Origin of the sequence: Advenella kashmirensis WT001, from assembly GCF_000219915.2 — a bacterium.
Lineage (GTDB): Bacteria > Pseudomonadota > Gammaproteobacteria > Burkholderiales > Burkholderiaceae_B > Advenella > Advenella kashmirensis.
Map to the genome: position 1 here is coordinate 4,243,323 of NC_017964.1, position 17,016 is coordinate 4,260,338.

14 protein-coding genes and 3 pseudogenes are annotated in these 17,016 nt (G+C 55.6%); 4 read left to right on the plus strand and 13 right to left on the minus strand.

The features are described from left to right. Nucleotides 1-234 precede the first annotated feature (234 nt). Entirely contained in the window at nucleotides 235-711 is a 477-nt protein-coding gene (locus tag TKWG_RS25605; protein ID WP_238534260.1) for an aminotransferase-like domain-containing protein, read from the plus strand. Beyond that, entirely contained in the window at nucleotides 594-1,436 is an 843-nt protein-coding gene (locus TKWG_RS19975) for an aminotransferase-like domain-containing protein (protein ID WP_238534261.1), read from the plus strand. The genes TKWG_RS25605 and TKWG_RS19975 overlap by 118 nt, the downstream gene beginning before the upstream one ends. 126 nt (nucleotides 1,437-1,562) lie before the next feature. On the opposite strand, the gene TKWG_RS22045 is transcribed toward TKWG_RS19975, so the two are convergent. The 13 genes and pseudogenes from TKWG_RS22045 to rpsL all read right to left on the minus strand — a co-directional run bounded on the left by TKWG_RS22045 (nucleotide 1,563) and on the right by rpsL (nucleotide 14,216). Beyond that, nucleotides 1,563-1,904: a hypothetical protein gene (locus tag TKWG_RS22045; RefSeq protein ID WP_050981685.1), complete on the minus strand. Its 342-nt coding sequence runs from the start codon at nucleotides 1,902-1,904 to the stop codon at nucleotides 1,563-1,565. Between the two features lie 20 nt (nucleotides 1,905-1,924). Continuing rightward, nucleotides 1,925-3,285 (minus strand): annotated as a pseudogene (gene rmuC / locus TKWG_RS19980) (DNA recombination protein RmuC). 221 nt (nucleotides 3,286-3,506) lie between these two features. Next, a complete protein-coding gene (locus tag TKWG_RS19985) occupies nucleotides 3,507-5,075 on the minus strand; it encodes a GMC family oxidoreductase (protein WP_014752588.1) in 1,569 nt (522 codons plus the stop codon). A 52-nt stretch (nucleotides 5,076-5,127) separates the two neighbouring features. Continuing rightward, the gene (locus tag TKWG_RS19990; RefSeq protein ID WP_171815196.1) at nucleotides 5,128-5,712 is read right to left on the minus strand and encodes a gluconate 2-dehydrogenase subunit 3 family protein; all 585 of its coding nucleotides are present in this window, start codon (nucleotides 5,710-5,712) and stop codon (nucleotides 5,128-5,130) included. Between the two features lie 359 nt (nucleotides 5,713-6,071). Next, nucleotides 6,072-6,419 carry a ribbon-helix-helix domain-containing protein gene (locus TKWG_RS19995; protein WP_014752590.1) on the minus strand — a complete coding sequence of 116 codons (348 nt, stop codon included), beginning with the start codon at nucleotides 6,417-6,419 and terminating at the stop codon, nucleotides 6,072-6,074. Between the two features lie 225 nt (nucleotides 6,420-6,644). Beyond that, nucleotides 6,645-7,040 carry a VOC family protein gene (locus tag TKWG_RS20000; RefSeq protein ID WP_014752591.1) on the minus strand — a complete coding sequence of 132 codons (396 nt, stop codon included), beginning with the start codon at nucleotides 7,038-7,040 and terminating at the stop codon, nucleotides 6,645-6,647. A gap of 364 nt (nucleotides 7,041-7,404) precedes the next feature. Further along, the gene (locus tag TKWG_RS20005) at nucleotides 7,405-8,193 is read right to left on the minus strand and encodes a MetQ/NlpA family ABC transporter substrate-binding protein (RefSeq protein ID WP_014752592.1); all 789 of its coding nucleotides are present in this window, start codon (nucleotides 8,191-8,193) and stop codon (nucleotides 7,405-7,407) included. Nucleotides 8,194-8,211: 18 nt separating this feature from the next. Further along, a complete protein-coding gene (locus TKWG_RS20010) occupies nucleotides 8,212-8,871 on the minus strand; it encodes a methionine ABC transporter permease (RefSeq protein WP_014752593.1) in 660 nt (219 codons plus the stop codon). After that, nucleotides 8,868-9,877: pseudogene (locus TKWG_RS20015) on the minus strand (methionine ABC transporter ATP-binding protein). The gene TKWG_RS20010 and the pseudogene TKWG_RS20015 overlap by 4 nt, the downstream one beginning before the upstream one ends. Nucleotides 9,878-10,441: 564 nt before the next feature. Continuing rightward, a complete protein-coding gene (gene rpsJ, locus TKWG_RS20020; RefSeq protein ID WP_014752595.1) occupies nucleotides 10,442-10,753 on the minus strand; it encodes a 30S ribosomal protein S10 in 312 nt (103 codons plus the stop codon). Nucleotides 10,754-11,056: 303 nt separating this feature from the next. After that, nucleotides 11,057-13,161 (minus strand): annotated as a pseudogene (gene fusA, locus TKWG_RS20025) (elongation factor G). A 15-nt stretch (nucleotides 13,162-13,176) separates the two neighbouring features. Next, nucleotides 13,177-13,647, minus strand: coding sequence for a 30S ribosomal protein S7 (gene rpsG, locus TKWG_RS20030; RefSeq protein WP_014752598.1), 471 nt, complete (start codon nucleotides 13,645-13,647; stop codon nucleotides 13,177-13,179). Nucleotides 13,648-13,838: 191 nt separating this feature from the next. Further along, nucleotides 13,839-14,216, minus strand: a complete 378-nt coding sequence (rpsL, locus tag TKWG_RS20035; RefSeq protein ID WP_014752599.1) for a 30S ribosomal protein S12 — start codon at nucleotides 14,214-14,216, stop codon at nucleotides 13,839-13,841. Nucleotides 14,217-15,147: 931 nt separating this feature from the next. Between rpsL and TKWG_RS20040 the strand changes: the two genes are divergently transcribed. Continuing rightward, nucleotides 15,148-15,897: a response regulator transcription factor gene (locus TKWG_RS20040; protein ID WP_014752601.1), complete on the plus strand. Its 750-nt coding sequence runs from the start codon at nucleotides 15,148-15,150 to the stop codon at nucleotides 15,895-15,897. Further along, on the plus strand, nucleotides 15,894-17,009 hold the full coding sequence (locus TKWG_RS20045; RefSeq protein WP_014752602.1) for a FecR family protein: 1,116 nt from the start codon (nucleotides 15,894-15,896) through the stop codon (nucleotides 17,007-17,009). The genes TKWG_RS20040 and TKWG_RS20045 overlap by 4 nt, the downstream gene beginning before the upstream one ends. Nucleotides 17,010-17,016: the final 7 nt, after the last annotated feature.

The following is a 17,016-nucleotide window of genomic DNA, read 5'->3' on the forward strand; positions in this document are numbered from 1 at the left end:
CAAATGCCAACTGCATTGCTGGCGTCCGGGTTTGAAGCCCGGTTTCCGGCAATGCGGCTTGCATGCCATGTTATGCCACATGCAATAAGTGTCCCTCTGCCCTGCCGCTTTATGCTGTTGTCTTGCTGTTGCTTAGTTAAGCTGTTGTCAATTTCAGCCGACTGCTGAATCTGTCTGACCGTTACGCTGTCCGAACATTACGGTTCGAAAATTACGTTTACCGCGAGCAATTTTATGGCATTTACCTTCCGCTTTGCCGAACCCTTTGCACAGGTCAAGGGCTCTCCCATTCGTGAACTGTTCCGCTACCTGTCGCAACCGGGCATGATTTCTTTTGCGGGTGGCTACCCGGCGCCGGAGCTGTTCGACGAGGCTGGTCTGCAGACCTCATTACTTGCAGTGGCCCACAATTTAGGCACGACGCTGTCCTACGGTGCAACAGAGGGCTGGCCCGCACTGCGCGCGTCCTTTGCTCGCCTGACAACAGAGCGCGCAATTCCTACCCAGGCCGAGCAACTGATTGTCACCAGCGGCTCTCAACAAGGTTTTGAGCTGCTGTTGCGCGCTTCATCCAGCCTGGCGATAGGGTGGTCGTGGAACGACCCACGTATCCTGCGGCCCTTCAGGGATTACGGTTGGCTGGCGCAAACATTGTCACGATTGGCAGCGGCCCCCAGGGCCCCGATCTGGCTGAGCTGGACGACGTGTTGAGGCAACACCAGCCCAAGCTGCTTTACCTGGTGCCCACCTTTGCGAACCCGACAGGCGCCACCATGGACTTGCAGGGCAGGCGCCGCTTGCTGGATCTGCTTGCCGGCACGTCCTGCGTCCTGATTGAAGACGACCCCTATGGCCAGTTGCGCTTTTGCGGAACGCCGGTGCCAACGCTTGCCCAATTGGCTCACGATACACCCGTGGCCGACCAGGTCGTGTATTTGTCCAGTCTGTCAAAAACCATCGCCCCGGGCCTGCGTCTGGGCTGGATGCGGGCGCATGCTGATATTCTGCGCAGATGTGTCCTGGCCAAGCAGGTTGATGACCTGTGCTCGGCGCCCTATTTACAGGCAGTGGCTGCCCATTATCTGGATTCGGGACGCTATGAGATCCATTTGCCGAACATTGCCGCCTCCTATGGCGAACGCGCCCGCCTCATGATTGCGTCGCTGCGGCAGCACTTTGGCGAGAGTCTGACCCTGCTTGAGCCCGAAGGCGGCATGTTCCTTTGGGCACGCCTGCAGGACGGGCTGGATGCCGCCTCGCTGCTGCCACTGGCCATACAGGAGAATGTAATGTTTGTGCCCGGCAGTGCTTTTTACGCAGCACAACCCGATCCGCAGGCCTTCAGACTGAGTTTTACCATGAGTACGCCCGAGCAGATTATTCAGGGGTGCGAGCGCCTTTTCCGCGCCACGCAGCGGCTTGCGCAAGGGGCTTAAGGTGCCGGCATGGCCGCCGGCGCCGGTACACACCAGAATCAAGCCGTCAACACCCACCTCCAGCCGAAACCGCCGGCCGATAGAGGTGCGCAGGCATAGGCTGGCCGAGACTTTGCAGGCTCGCAGTCACGACCTTGAGGCTGCCTGATCGCTCTGATCGCTCACTGCCGGATCTGCCATGCCTGAGGACACCGGCGTCACACACGTGCCTGTGCTATCGGTAGCTTGCGGGTCCGGCACGGCATCGCTGCCTGCGGCAAACGTATCTTGTAACGGCGTCGGATGCCGATTCAGGTTAGCGTTCTGAGCAGAATCCGGCGTTGTCTGCAGGACTCCAGACAGTCGATGCACATCGACCTCGGTGGTGACTGGCTGCAATTCCGGCATGGTCTTGGCGGCCTTGGCCGACAAGCTCTGGAAACGGTCAACCTTGCCGGTCAGCCCTTGATTGCCGGCGAAACTACGCACGACGGCATTGTAATGCGTGCTCAGTGTGCCGATCGTGCCACCCAGTTTGCCAGATGCTCGGCAACGCGCGCCACCTGGTTGTACACATCGCTGGCGCGTTCGCCGATAGCCTGCGCCTGCTCATTGCTGTCGGCCATCATCCACAAATACGACACGGTGCGCAGAATCGGCATCAATGTCGTATGTGATACCAGAATGACGCCGCGCTCATACCCATACTGAAAAATATTCTGGGTATGACGCAAAGCTTCGATATAGGCGCCTTCTATGGGCATGAACATCAACACAAAGCCCGGGCTTTTCATGCCGGCCAGCGCGGTATAGTCCTTGGCCGCCAGCTGGTCAATATGCGTGCGCACCGCCCGCAGATGCGCGTCCAGAAACCCTGTCGCGCCGTTTCTTCGTTGGCATTCACAGCCTGCTCATAGGACACCAGCGACACTTTGCTGTCCAGCACAATGTTCTTGCCATCAGGCAAAAAGACAATGAAATCCGGGTAGTTGGCGCGGCCGTCCTCGCTGCGAAACAGCACCTGCGTATCAAAATGCGCGCCCTTGTGCAGGCCGGCCGCTTCCAGCGCGCTTTCCAGCTGCATTTCGCCCCAGTTGCCCAGGGCCTTCTTATCGCCCTTGAGCGCACGCGCCAGTGCCTGCGCATCATGGGTCATTTTCATGCCCATGTCCATCAACTGGCCGATCTGTGAGCGCAGCATGCTGTGCCCCTGCAGCGATTGATCGTGCACCTCGTTAACCCGTGTCTGAAATCGGTCGATCTGTTCACGCAGAGGCTGCAGCAGCCCTTCAATGGACTGGCGACTGTTGCGCGAGAAGGTTTGTTCCTTTTCCTCGAAGATGCGGGTCGCCAGATTACGGAACTCCGTGCTCAATTGTTCGCGCGATGCGTCAAACTGTGCTCGCATGGCCTCCAGACTCTGCGTCTTGTACGCATAATCGGCTTGCAGGGAAATGTGCTGTTTTTCAAGTGTATTGCGCGCTGCTTCCAGCTCACGCACTTGCGCTTCGAACTGCGTCAGCCTGTCGCTGTGCTGCTCGTTCTGTTGCCGGGCATGGGCCACATCACTGCGCGCCGCGGCCAGTTGAGCGGCGAGCTCATCCTTTTGCGTATCCAGCTCTCGATATTGCATCTGCAATTGTTCATGGCGATGCTGCTCCTGCTCCTGCAACCGGTCGCGCTCGGCCAGCAGATCTTCCAGGCCTGCTGCCCGCGCCCGGGCAGTGGCAAGCCGATAGTTCATGAACAGGGCGCACAGCAGCGCGCCCGCCACGGCGCCAGCGGCAACCAGCACCCACAGCAAGGGCAAGGCCTGCAAGGCTGCGACCACCTCATTCATGTGCGCACTCCGGCAGCAACCACAGGCCATAGAGACGGGCCGCGACAGCAGGCGCACAGCGCCTGTTCACGTTTGAAGCATGAAGCACAGACAGAGCGGACAAACACATAACGACAGAACCCCGGAAAGCTGCCCGACAATCTGGGCACGTCATGCATTCTAGCGCAAACGCACAACAGCCGCACCCGGGCAATGGTTTGTGCCAAGGCCCCTTGCCCGAACTACAGCTACCGATGCTACAGCTACCGTTGCTACAGTTGCCGGCGTTGCATCTGATCGGCGATGTATTCGGCCTGGCGAATAGCCAGCGAAACAATCGTCAATGTGGGGTTCTCGGTCGCGCCGGAAGTGAACTGGCTACCGTCGGATATAAACAGATTGGCAATGTCATGCGTCTGGCCATGTTTATTGCAAACGCCATCTTCCGGTCTGGCGCTCATCCGGCAGGTGCCCAGGTTGTGCGTCGAGGGGTATGGCGGCGTGCGAAACGCCTTGCGAGCGCCTGCAGCTTCATACATGGCAATTGCCTGACCGAACGCATGCTCGCGCATCGCGTGATCGTTGGGATGATCATCAAAATGCACATTCGGCACCGGCAGCCCGTGCTGGTCTTTCTGGTCATGATTCAGGGTAATGCGATTGGTTTCACGCGGCATGTCTTCGCCCACAATCCACAACCCTGCTGTTCGCGTGTAGGCGTCCATGTACGACGCAAAATCGCTGCCCCAGCCTCCCGGGTTAAGAAACGCGGCATAAAACGGCAGACCAAGCGCGATGGTCTCCAGTTCATAACCGCCAACAAAACCACGCTTGTCATTATGGCCGGCCTCATCCTGTACGATGCCGGCCATGGTGGTGCCGCGGTAAAAATGAACCGGCTCGTCAAACACCGCATACACCGATCCGGTGGTGTGGCGCAGGTAATTGCGCCCGACCTGACCGGAACTGTTGGCCAGCCCATCGGGAAATTTGGATGATGCCGACAGCAGCAACAGGCGTGGCGTTTCAATGGAATTGCCGGCTACACAGACGATGCGGGCAGACTGGCGCTGCTCGTTGCCGTCCTTGTCAAAATACACCACGCCGGTGACTTTGCCTTTTGCATCGTGCTCAATGCGCGCCACATGACACTCGGTACGCAGTTCCAGCTTGCCGGTTTTTTCTGCCTTAGGAATTTCGGTATACAGGGTTGACCACTTGGCCCCCATCTTGCAGCCCTGAAAACAGAACCCCTGCTGGAGACAGGCGCCGCGGCCGTCTCGGGCCCGGCTGTTGATAGCCATGTGTCCGGTACTGATCTTTTTATAACCCAGGCGCGTCGCACCGTTGTACATGATCTTGAAGTTATTGTTGCCGGGCAGGCCGGGAATGCCATTCGTGCGCGTTACGCCCATCTTGTCTTCGGCCCGCGCATAATAGGGCTCCATATCTTTGAGCGTGATGGGCCAATCGAGCAGGTTGGCATCCTTGAGCTGCCCATAATGGGTCCGCGCCTTGAATTCATGTTCCTGGAACCGCAAAGAGGCGCCCGCCCAGTGCGTTGTGGTGCCGCCCACCGTCTTGCAGATCCAGGCCGGCAGATTGGGAAAATCCTTGGCAATGCGCCAGGTGCCGGATGTCGTGCGCTTGTCCAGCCAGGCCAGTTGGCTGAATGATTTCCATTCATCCTGAACAAACGATGCGGTGCTTTGCCGTGCGCCGGCTTCCAGCAACACAACGCTGATTCCTTTTTGACATAATTCATTGGCCAGCGTGCCACCGCCTGCGCCCGAGCCGATAATGACAACAACGCTGTCGTCCTTGTGATCAAAACTTGTCATAATGCTTATCTCCTTAGTCCTGCCTGTCTCTGTCTGTGAGCGCCGGTGCGCTTTATGATTGCATGGAAGGGCTGGCGCTCTGGGGCGGGTCGGGCAGCCACTTCAGATCGTCAAAGCCACGTGCAAGATAGCCGCCTTTGCTCCAGACTTCCCCTTCGTAGCCAAAGTGACGGTAGGCCATATCGTTGTCGTATATGGAGGTGATGCATTGGCCTCGTACCGCCTGAAAGAACGGATCGGCTTGCATTTTCTGCAACAGCGCCGTTTGTTTATCCAGCGCAAGACTTGAGAAAGCGCCTTTCGCCTGCCTGTCGAGTTTTGCCACGCCGTCGGCCAACAGTGTGGCCTGCGCAGCATCTCCCATTTGTGCATCCATATCCTTGACCAGCAAGGCGTAGACCGCATCGGGCAGGTCCCTGTGCGGATACAGCGCCTTGCCCATTGCCAGCAGCGTCTCGGCCTGTATCTGGTTCAGGTACGTGGTTTCCAGCGCCCAGGCACGCGACGGTGCAAATACGGCCAGTGTGGAACCAGCTGCCAGCACCCCCGTCAGCACGGCAGCGCCGCGCAGAAATTCGCGCCGGGTCAGGGCGCCATTAGGATTTGTCTTTTTTAACAGGATCGGTGTATCCATCATTCCTCCGTGTAGCAGTCGCATTCATCCGAAGCACAACCGAAGGCTGATGCCAGGGCTCGCTTCGTTTAGTTATGCGACCATTATGTGCTTTACCGATGGACTCGGGTAATACCCATTTACTACATGTCTAGAGGAAAACCCCAATGCCCATTATGATTTTCAGGACACAAATAGGTCATCAGGCAGCCCAAGGCCTCTGTCAGGCCAGGACAAGGCCATGGCAAGCCCGCAGAATGCGGGCAAGCGCACAGAGGATCTAATCAGGCAATAGCGGGTTGCAGAGCGACACCGATGACGGGCTTGGTGGTTTAGCGGCAGTGGCCCACGGATGCGATCAACGCGGCAGCTGGAAACCGCGGTTAACCAACCAGCGCCATTTTCTCGGCATGGACCACCTTCAGTGGAGGACAGGTCTGCAGGGCCGTCGGCTCTGCACCGGTCGTGGCGTAGCGTACGGCCTGGTAGCGCATACAGGTGACGCGCAGAAAAGAGGTAAAGTTCGTGGCTTCGCCGCGATAGGCGTAAACCTCGTCGTAGAGCGTGGCAATGAGTTGATTGGTGGTTGTGCCATCGCGGCGCGCCAGTTCCGCCAGCACTTCCCAGAACATGTTTTCCAGCTTGATACTGGTTACCACTTTGGCGATACGTACCGAGCGGCTGCGGCACTCGTACATGATGGGATCCGTGTGAGAATAAATGCTGCACATATTGCCTCCTGTTGCAGACGTCCAACCGGCAAGGCCGGTACAAAGCCCGGTCTGTGCTGCATTGGCGCACGAGAGATGGCACCCATGCGAAAACGCGCTGGCGCTGCAATTGTTATGGACCTGACCACGGTCACCCGTGTGACTGGATAATACCACTTTAGCGGAATCATGAGCCGGTCAAAGCGCGACCGCCTATCCGGGCAACGATCCGCCTGCAGCAGGTCGCTACTGATAGTGCCCGTGCCGTTGCAGGACTTCGATTTTATAGCCATCCGGGTCCACTATAAAAAAGAACCGGGCCAGCAAGGTATCGCCATCATGAAAGCGCTTGATCTCCAGGGGAGACAGGCCTGCCTGCACAAGACGCGCATGTTCGGCCTCCAGGTCGTCTACACAGACCGCCACATGACCATAGCCATCGCCATGCGAGTACGGTTCCTGACGCCCCTTGTTCCAGGTCAGTTCGATCTCCATATCGTTTTCTGCGTTTCGCAGGTACGACAGCGTAAAGTCCGGGAAATCCAGCTCATGCGCCGGCTCCAGGCCGAAAGCGGTTTTGTAGAATGCCTTGGATGCTGCCAGATCAAGACAGCGCAACATGACGTGTATGACTTTTGCCAAATCGTGGTCCCCCTGTAACCTTGTATAAACCAATGTACGGGCCTGGCGGTGATGCCTCCGGCCTCGCTGTCCCTGGATTATGCAGCAGAGCAGGCCAATGGGGGTAATAGCGGATTACTACAGGCATCCGAGGGTGCGTGAACGCGTGTACCTGGACAGGCGCGCCGCGCTGGCACTTAGATGGACAGATGTCCCGCGACGCGAATTTGCCTCAAAGCGCAAGAGACGCAAGCTGCAAAGACAGGCGCTGTAAATATTGCAGTTGCAGACATCCAGGACAGACGCCGGCACCAGGCTGCGGGGCGACAAACATCCGGGCTGCAGGTGTTGCAGCCCGGGCCGTCACGCCAGCAAAGCGACTTAATCAGAACGCAGGTACAATCGCGCCCTTGTATTTTTCTTCGATGAATTTTTTCACATCGTCAGTCTGCAATGCCTTGATCAGCTTCTCGATAGCCGGTGATTTGGCTTTGTCTTCCGTAGTTGCCACCAGATTGGCATAAGGCGAGTCGGCGCCTTCAATGAACAAGGCGTCTTGGGTCGGATTCAGGCCCGCTTCCAGCGCATAGTTGGTGTTAATCAACGCCAGATCCACGTCATCGAGCACCCGCGGCAATGTAGCGGCTTCCAGTTCCTTGAATTCCAGATTCTTGGGATTTTCTGTCACGTCCCTTGCAGTGGCCAGCAGATTCGCAGGGTCTTTCAGTTTGATCAGGCCCTGTTTCTGCAACAACAGCAAGGAGCGCGCGCCATTGGACGGGTCGTTAGGAATGGCAACAACTGCGCCGTCCTTGATCTCGGAAACATTTTTGATTTTCTTGGAGTATGCGCCAAACGGCTCAACATGGACCAGGCCGACTGAAACCAGCTTGGTGCCCTTTTCCTTGTTGAACGTGTCCAGATAAGGCTTGTGCTGGAAGAAATTGGCATCCAGCTGCTTATCGGCAACTTGCTGGTTGGGCTGCACATAGTCGGTAAAGACCTTGACGGTCAGGTCAACCCCTTCCTTGGCCAGCGCAGGCTTGATGTGCTCAAGCAGTTCGGCGTGCGGCACCGGCGTAGCGGCCACACTCAGTTTCTCGTTGGCAGCCGCTGACAGGCTGATCAGGGAACCGGCTACAAGCAAGCCACCCAGAATGTGTTTTAAGTTCATTTGCAATACTCCTTATTGCTATTTTCGGTTGAAATGTTGAACCAGATAATCACCCACGGACTGCACCAGCTGCACCATGAGGATCAGAATAACCACAGTAATGATCATGACTTCGGTCTGATAGCGCTGATAGCCAAAACGGATGGCCAGATCACCCAGGCCGCCACCGCCGATCACCCCGGACATGGCCGAATAGCTGATCAGCATGATCGTGGTAACAACCACTGCACTGATAATACCGGTTGTGGCTTCGGGTAGCAGCGCCCACAGCACAGTCTGGCGCGAATTGGCACCCATGGCCCGACATGCTTCAGATATGCCCGGATCGAGCTCGCGCAGGACATTTTCGACCAGACGCGCGAAGAACGGCGCGGCGCCAACGACCAATGGCGGTATCGCCCCGCCTACGCCAAGCGCACTGCCCATGATCAGGCGGGTAAACGGAATCAGCACAATCAACAGAATCAGAAACGGCACCGAACGCAAAATATTGACCACCAGCGACACAGACTGGTAAATAGGCTTGTTGGCCAGCAACTGGCGGTCACTGGTCAAAAACAGATAAACGCCCAGCGGCAGGCCGATGATCACGGTCCACAACAGCGACCAGCCGGTCATCAGCAAAGTATCGATCGTGGCCTCTCCGATGAGGGGCCAGTCCAGCGTACTCCAATTCATGCTCTCAATACCTCGTAATTGACCTGATTATGCCGAAAAAATGCCTCCAATGGCTCATAGCGCGAAGGATCGGCATCCACAGCCAGCACCAGCTGCCCATAGGGCGTATCCTTGATTTTGCCGACTGCCCCTGCAGGATGCTCAGATTTACATCCAGATCGCGGCTGGCCTGGCTCAACAGCGGTCGCGCCGTGCTGTGCCCGCGGTAGGTCAGGCGCACGATGCGGCCCGGCACGCCTTCGATCAATTCTTTCCAGCCATCGGCATCGACGCCGCTCTCGGAGAGCAGTGACAGCGTTGTTGCATGCTGTGGATGCAAAAAAACCTCGACTACCTCGCCCGATTCGGCGATCCGGCCATTGTCGATAATCGCCACGCGATCACAGACGCTGCGGATCACATCCATGCTGTGGGTGATCAGCACCACGGTAATGCCAAAGCGCCGGTTAATGTCGAGCACCAGGTTCAGGATCGACTGTGTCGTTTCCGGGTCCAGCGCACTGGTGGCCTCATCACACAGCAGCAGCTCCGGCTCATTGGCCAGCGCGCGCGCAATGCCCACCCGCTGTTGCTGCCCACCCGATAGCTGCCTGGGGTACTTGTAAGCATGGTCTTGCAGTCCGACCAGCTCCAGCAATGCCAGCGCCCTCTCGGTTCTTGCCTGTTTGTCCATTCCGGCCAGGCGCAGGGGGAAGGCCACATTTTGCAGCACAGTGCGGCTGGTAAGCAGATTGAAGTGCTGGAATACCATGCCGATCTTGTGACGCAAGGTTCGCAGCGCGGCTTCACTGATTTTGGTGATGTCCTGACCGTGTAGCAGCACACTGCCGCTGGTGGGACGCTCCAGCAGATTGAGCATGCGTATGAGGGTGCTTTTGCCGGCGCCGGAACGGCCGATAATGCCGAAAATTTCGCCCTGGGCGATGTCCAGACTGACGCCGGCCAGCGCCTCGACCACTTTGTCGCGGGAAGCGTAGGATTTATGAATATTTTTTAGCTCAATCAACGTACATACTCTGAAAATCGGTGTGGTTTAAACGAATTTTATATTACCTGTATAAATTTGTTTTTATTTGAATATTGCTTATGGGTATATAGAATTGACGAAAAAGCAGGGTGCAAGAAAACAAACAAAGCAGCAGGAAACGGCGTCCGGACCCTCACGCGGGTGGCCCATCCGTACGATACTGTGGTCCAACGATTGATCTGGCTCCCTGCTGATACGGCGGCGCCGGAACAACCTGACTCTGGCCGCGTACCGTCATGTGCAATGCAGGCTGCTGATTACAGCGTGCTGATACAGGGGTGCCTATGGCGCTATTCTGCCACAATCACGCTGGCAGCACGATTGCCGCATGCTCATTCACTGCCCGTCCTCTGCGGCAAGCCGCCCCTTACTCGTTGCGGAATCCGGCACACTCACATGAGCCTGGCTTGCCTTGCAGCGCGGCCGCCAACCGCTATCGTTGCCCTGAAAAGAAAATACCGTGCCAGGGCACGGTATTTTTTTATGGCCAGTGAGCCATCGCCAGAGCGGCAGATCAGACCGGCCAATGAACAACCATATGTCTTATTGCAGTGCGATTTCTACATCAACACCAGCAGGCAAATCCAGGCGCATCAGCGCGTCAACGGTTTTATCTGTAGGATCAACAATGTCCATCAGACGTTGGTGCGTACGGATTTCGAACTGGTCACGTGATGTTTTGTTCACGTGAGGTGAACGCAGTACGTCGTAGCGTTTGATGCGGGTTGGCAGTGGAACTGGGCCACGGACAACGGCACCGGTGCGCTTTGCTGTATCCACGATTTCAGCAGCTGACTGGTCGATAAGCTTGTAGTCAAATGCTTTAAGGCGAATACGGATTTTCTGGTTTTTCATGGGAATTCCTAAAGAACAATTATAAAGAACGAACTACCTGATCAGGGTAGCGACAAAGACGCCCGACAGTCCGAAGACTGCCGGATGCATCTGTAAATATTACTTCGTGATTTTAGCAACCACGCCGGCGCCGACGGTACGGCCATTAACGCGGGCCGCGAATAGTACCTACGTTTACGTGTGGTTTGGTACGTTCAAACTTACCTTTTGCCATAATATCTATCCAATACTTAATCTATCTGAATATGAAAACGTTGCGCCTGCCTGAACCTTTGGAGAGAACAGGCGCAACACCTATTGTGTTTATTTGCTGCGGGCGCTGATGACTTCTTCGGCAACGTTCTTCGGAGCTTCAGCGTATTGCTTGAATTCCATCGTGTACGTTGCACGACCCTGTGTCAGAGAACGCAGATTGGTTGCATAACCAAACATTTCTGCCAGTGGCACTTCGGCTTTAATCACTTTACCGCCACCAACCATATCGTCCATACCCTGAACCATACCACGGCGTGAGGACAAATCGCCCATCACTGTACCGGCGTAATCTTCAGGTGTTTCCACTTCTACAGCCATCATCGGCTCCAGCAGAACCGCCTGGGCCTTGCGCATCCCTTCCTTGAAGGCCATGGATGCGGCCATGCGGAAGGCATTTTCGTTCGAGTCGACATCATGGTAAGAACCGAAGAACAGGGTTACCTTGACATCAACGACCGGGTATCCGGCGACGACACCGGCAGACAGGGTTTCCTGAATACCTTTGTCAACGGCAGGAATGTATTCACGAGGAACCACACCGCCCTTGATCGCGTCAACGAATTCGTAACCGGCGCCACCAGGAGGCAGCGGCTCCAGTTTGAGTACAACGTGACCATACTGACCACGACCACCGGACTGTTTGACGAATTTGCCTTCAACTTCTTCACATACCTTGCGGATGGTTTCACGGTAGGCCACTTGTGGTTTACCCACGTTGGCTTCCACGTTGAACTCGCGCTTCATGCGATCGACCAGAATTTCCAGGTGCAGCTCGCCCATACCGGAAATGATGGTCTGGCCTGATTCTTCGTCACTGCGCACGCGGAAGGATGGATCCTCTGCGGCCAGACGAGACAGGGCCATACCCATTCTTTCCTGGTCAGCCTTGGTTTTTGGCTCGACTGCCTGTGAAATCACGGGCTCTGGGAATACCATGCGTTCAAGCATGATATGCGAATCCACGTCACACAGGGTTTCGCCCGTTGTCACGTCTTTAAGACCGACCACAGCGGCGATGTCGCCTGCCAGCACTTCCTTGATTTCTGCACGGTTGTTTGCATGCATCTGCAGAATCCGGCCGATACGCTCTTTTTTACCCTTGATCGGGTTGTAGACTGTATCACCAGAGGCCAGAACGCCTGAATAAACACGTACGAAAGTCAGCTGACCAACGAAAGGATCGGTCATCAGCTTGAATGCCAGCGCAGAGAATTTTTCCTTGTCATCGGCCTTGCGGGTGATAGGGTTACCCTCATCATCTTCACCGGTAACAGGAGGAATATCGGCCGGTGAAGGCAGATAATCAATCACTGCATCCAGCATGCGCTGCACGCCCTTGTTCTTGAACGCGGTACCACAAAGCATGGGTTGAATTTCACATGCAATGGTGCGGGTACGAATCGCCTGGTGGATTTCCTCTTCGCTCAGCTCGCCGCTCTCAAGGTATTTTTCCATGAGTTCTTCGGAAGCTTCGGCAGCGGTTTCAACCAGTTTTTCGCGCCATTCATTGGCAGAATCCACCAGTTCAGCAGGAATATCCAGGTATTCAAACTTGGTACCCTGGCTGGCTTCGTCCCAGATGATGGCTTTCATCTTGATCAGATCGACCACGCCGGTGAAGGTATCTTCAGACCCGATAGGAATGACGATAGGCACAGGATGGCGCGCAGGCGCGTTTTCAACTGGTCATAAACCTTGAAGAAATTTGCACCGGTACGGTCCATTTTGTTCACAAAGGCCAGACGCGGCACTTTGTACTTGTTGGCCTGACGCCATACGGTTTCGGATTGGGGCTGAACGCCGCCTACTGCACAGTAAACCATGCAGGCGCCATCGAGCACGCGCATGGAACGCTCAACTTCAATCGTGAAGTCAACGTGTCCGGGCGTATCGATGATATTGATGCGGTGTTCCGGATAGTTACCCGCCATGCCCCGCCAGAAAGCGGTGGTCGCGGCTGAAGTAATGGTGATACCGCGTTCCTGTTCCTGCTCCATCCAGTCCATCGTTGCTGCACCATCGTGCACTTCACCGATTTTATGGCTCACACCGGTATAAAACAGAATGCGTTCTGTTGTTGTCGTTTTACCGGCGTCAATGTGGGCAGAAATACCGATGTTGCGGTATCGTTCGAGCGGGGTTTTGCGGGCCATGGTTGTGTCCTTAAATTACCAGCGGAAATGGGAGAAGGCTTTGTTGGCCTCTGCCATTTTGTGTGTGTCTTCACGCTTTTTCATTGCAGCGCCGCGGCCTTCGGCCGCATCCATCAGCTCCCCGGCAAGACGAAGGTCCATGGATTTTTCACCGCGTTTTTTGGCGGCTTCACGCAGCCAGCGCATTGCCAGCGCGAGGCGACGAACGGGACGGACTTCGACGGGTACCTGATAGTTGGCACCACCCACGCGACGGCTTTTGACCTCGACGATGGGTTTGATGTTGTTGATTGCCAGGTTGAACACTTCAATAGGTTCTTTACCTGTTTTGGCCTGAACATGATCAAGCGCGCCATAAATGATACGTTCTGCGACGGCTTTCTTGCCTGCCAGCATGACAACGTTCATGAATTTTGCAAGATCAACACTGCCGAATTTTGGATCAGGCAGGATCTCGCGTTTTGGTACTTCGCGACGACGTGGCATTGTACTTCCTTAGAGTGTCTGTTTCAGTTGAACCACTTGCGTGGCCGTGGCTGCCTATATGAGAGGTCAGCCCCTTACGTACCGCAGATAATTTTTTCTCGCAGCTGCGGCTGCACGCTTACCAACCGGTGGGAAGGAAGCATTTTTTTGTGCGTGAGCACCAAACCGGATGAAACCGTTGAAAAAGCGAATTAGGCTTTCTTCGGACGTTTTGCACCGTATTTGGAACGCGACTGTTTACGGTCCTTGACGCCTTGCAGGTCAAGTGAACCGCGCACGATGTGATAGCGCACACCCGGGAGGTCTTTTACACGACCGCCACGAACAAGAACCACGGAGTGTTCCTGCAGGTTGTGACCTTCACCACCGATATACGAAATAACTTCGAAACCGTTGGTCAAGCGCACTTTGGCAACTTTACGCATCGCAGAGTTAGGTTTTTTAGGTGTGGTGGTATACACGCGAGTGCATACGCCACGACGCTGAGGGCAGTTTTCAAGTGCAGGACTTTTGCTGCTCTCATGGCTGCTTACGCGCGGTTTACGCACGAGCTGGCTGATGGTTGGCATGACCTTCTATCCTATTTCATGTACAGAAAACCTGTACCGATTTATATTTGCGTCTGTTTTACGTACTGACGTTAATGTACGCCCGGGGAAGAATGGACAGCAAAGTCGCGATGGTAGCGCCGGCATATGACCGGAGCGTGTCGGGACTGTTCGGACAGGTTTTTCTCTTGCTGAAAAAACCTGTACAGGCTTTGTGCGCTAGACAGATGACCAACACGACTGTTGCTTTTATGCACGTTGCTGTGTTGCCCGCCTGCATGTTGCTTTGGCACGACATTCTGACCAGGATACTGCTCTTAAAATTGTGCTCCCGAAGATGTCTTCGCGCCCGATTGTGAAAGAAAGCTCCAGAGAAGTTTGCGTGAAACGTTCAATGAAATATTGCTTTGCCACAAATTACCGGGGCCAGCCGCGTTACATGTTCTGCTTCCTGATTGATGCGCCTTGCGCTAAGCGCATGTATGCGCCAGGCTGCAACACCAACTCGAAACCAGCATCATTTCACCAGGAAAACCATAAGCTTTCCATAAACCCAGAAGCCACGCGCAAATATCACGCACACGCAACTGAAAGCGTCAAAAGGCGCCTTTCACAAAGCGCCTGTCGGCGAAACGACCATATAACAGAGACCTTAAAACAACCAAAGAGCAACAAGTCTTACTGCTATTACCTAGCACTATTTCCACTAGGTAGCCCGTCACATTAACACAATCCCTATAAAACGTCAAGAAAACAGTACGTTGCACCCCTTAAGAATCGCACAGCCAGGGCCTGACAAAAGGCCGGAAAATGCTTCGGCCTTTACGCTCTTTAGTGAAATAGTCCATAAAAAACAACGGTTTTGCTATAATTGCCTACTAAATTCCCGCCTTGCGGGGCCATGCGCCAGGCCAGCGATCCTGCGCCTCGCCATACTAGGAAAAAAAATCACATGAAGATTGCCATACTAGAAGATGATCTCGCCCAGGCGGCGCAAATGGTGCAGGCTGTAGAAAACATGGGGTATGGCTGCACACATTACAGTTCAGGCAAAGAACTCATGTCTGCTCTGCGGGATCCTGAAATGTTCAATCTGCTCATTCTGGACTGGGAACTGCCCGAAATTACCGGCAAGGATGTCCTGACCTGGGTGCGCAGCAACATTGGGTATTCCCTGCCGGTGCTGTTCCTGACCAGTCGGACCAGCGAAGAAGACCTGGTCGAAGCCATTGAGGCCGGTGCCGACGATTACATTGCCAAACCCTATACGACACAGGCCCTGCGTGTGCGCATACTATCGCTGCTGCGCCGCGCCAATCCGGCCGATGTTGACAATACCGTGATTGAAGTCGGCCCCTATCACATCGACACGCAAATGCGTTCGGTACGCCTGCACAACGAAGTGGTTGCCCTGGCGCCCAAGGAGTTTGACCTGGCGGTTCTGTTTTTCCGCAACATGGGGCGGCTGTTTTCTCGCGATGCGCTGAGCGCATCCATCTGGAATCGCGAAATTCCCGCCACCTCCCGCACGCTGGACACGCATTTGTCCAACGTCAGGCAAAAGCTGCAGATTCGCCCCGAGAACGGGCTACGCATTGTGTCATCGTACGCACTGGGCTATCGCCTGGAAACGGTGACAGAGCCTGCTGCCACAGACACCCAGGCACAGCCTAAACAGACCCGCGTCTCCGGTCTCTCATGAACACATCCAGAGCAATCCTGGTATATCTGCTGTCCTTGCTTATGATCGGCGCGCTGGTCAGCAGCCCGGCTTTCGGTCAGGCAACGGGCGCGCGTGGCGACTATTTCACCTATCGATTTCTTCCCGGCGATATTCTGCTGACGCTGTCCCAGCGCTTTACCCAGAATCAGGAAAACTGGAAAACCATTCGCAAAATCAACGGCATAGCCGATCAATACAAGATTCCTGTCGGCTTTGAACTGAAAATCCCGTTTTCCCTGATTGACGAGATCCCTGCGAGCGCGACCATTTCTCACTTGCGCGGACAGGCGTTTCTTAACGGTTCGCCGATCACGCAAGTTGGTGGCCAGATCAACGAGGGCGCGGTCATTACGACGGGCCCCAACAGCAACGTTACTCTGACGCTGCCGGACAACAGCAAGGTTCTGGTACCGGTCAACAGCACCATCACCGCAAAACGGCTGCAGCGCTTTTCGGGCACAGGCTATATCGACGCCATCTTCACCATCGACCGCGGCGAAGTCCAGAGTCATGTCAACCCGGGCGGCGAAGGCGTGGGGCGCTTTGAAATCCGAACTCCGGTAAGTGTTACCGGGGTTCGCGGCACCATCCTGCGTGCGGGAACGCACCAGGACAAGGGCGGCGCCTACAGCGCCATCATCAAGGGCCAGGCCGATTTTTCGCCAGCCGATGGGGCCACGCTTACCAGGCTAGGTAATAACCAGGGTACGGTAACCGACGCTGCCGGAAAACCTTCGGGAACATACGCATTGCTGGCGCCGCCGGTTTTACATCCGATGGGCGCGCAATCACACAATCGTCAGCTTCGTTTTGATCCGGTTGCTGGTGCCGTTGCCTATGAACTTGTCCTGGCTGAAGACAGCGAGGGTTATGACGTACTGTGGAGCCAGCGCATTACCGGCACCACGGCGACCCTGCCGGCAGTACGCAATGGTACTGTCTACGTGCTGGTACGCTCCGTTGACCAGCAGATGCTGACGGGCGACCACGCGGTGCTGCAAATCGAGCAAACGATGAATACGATCAATGATGGACAGGGATCGCCCGTCGGCGTCGGTAACGGCAGCTACCTGCTGCGGCCCGCGTTTTAAGCGGCGG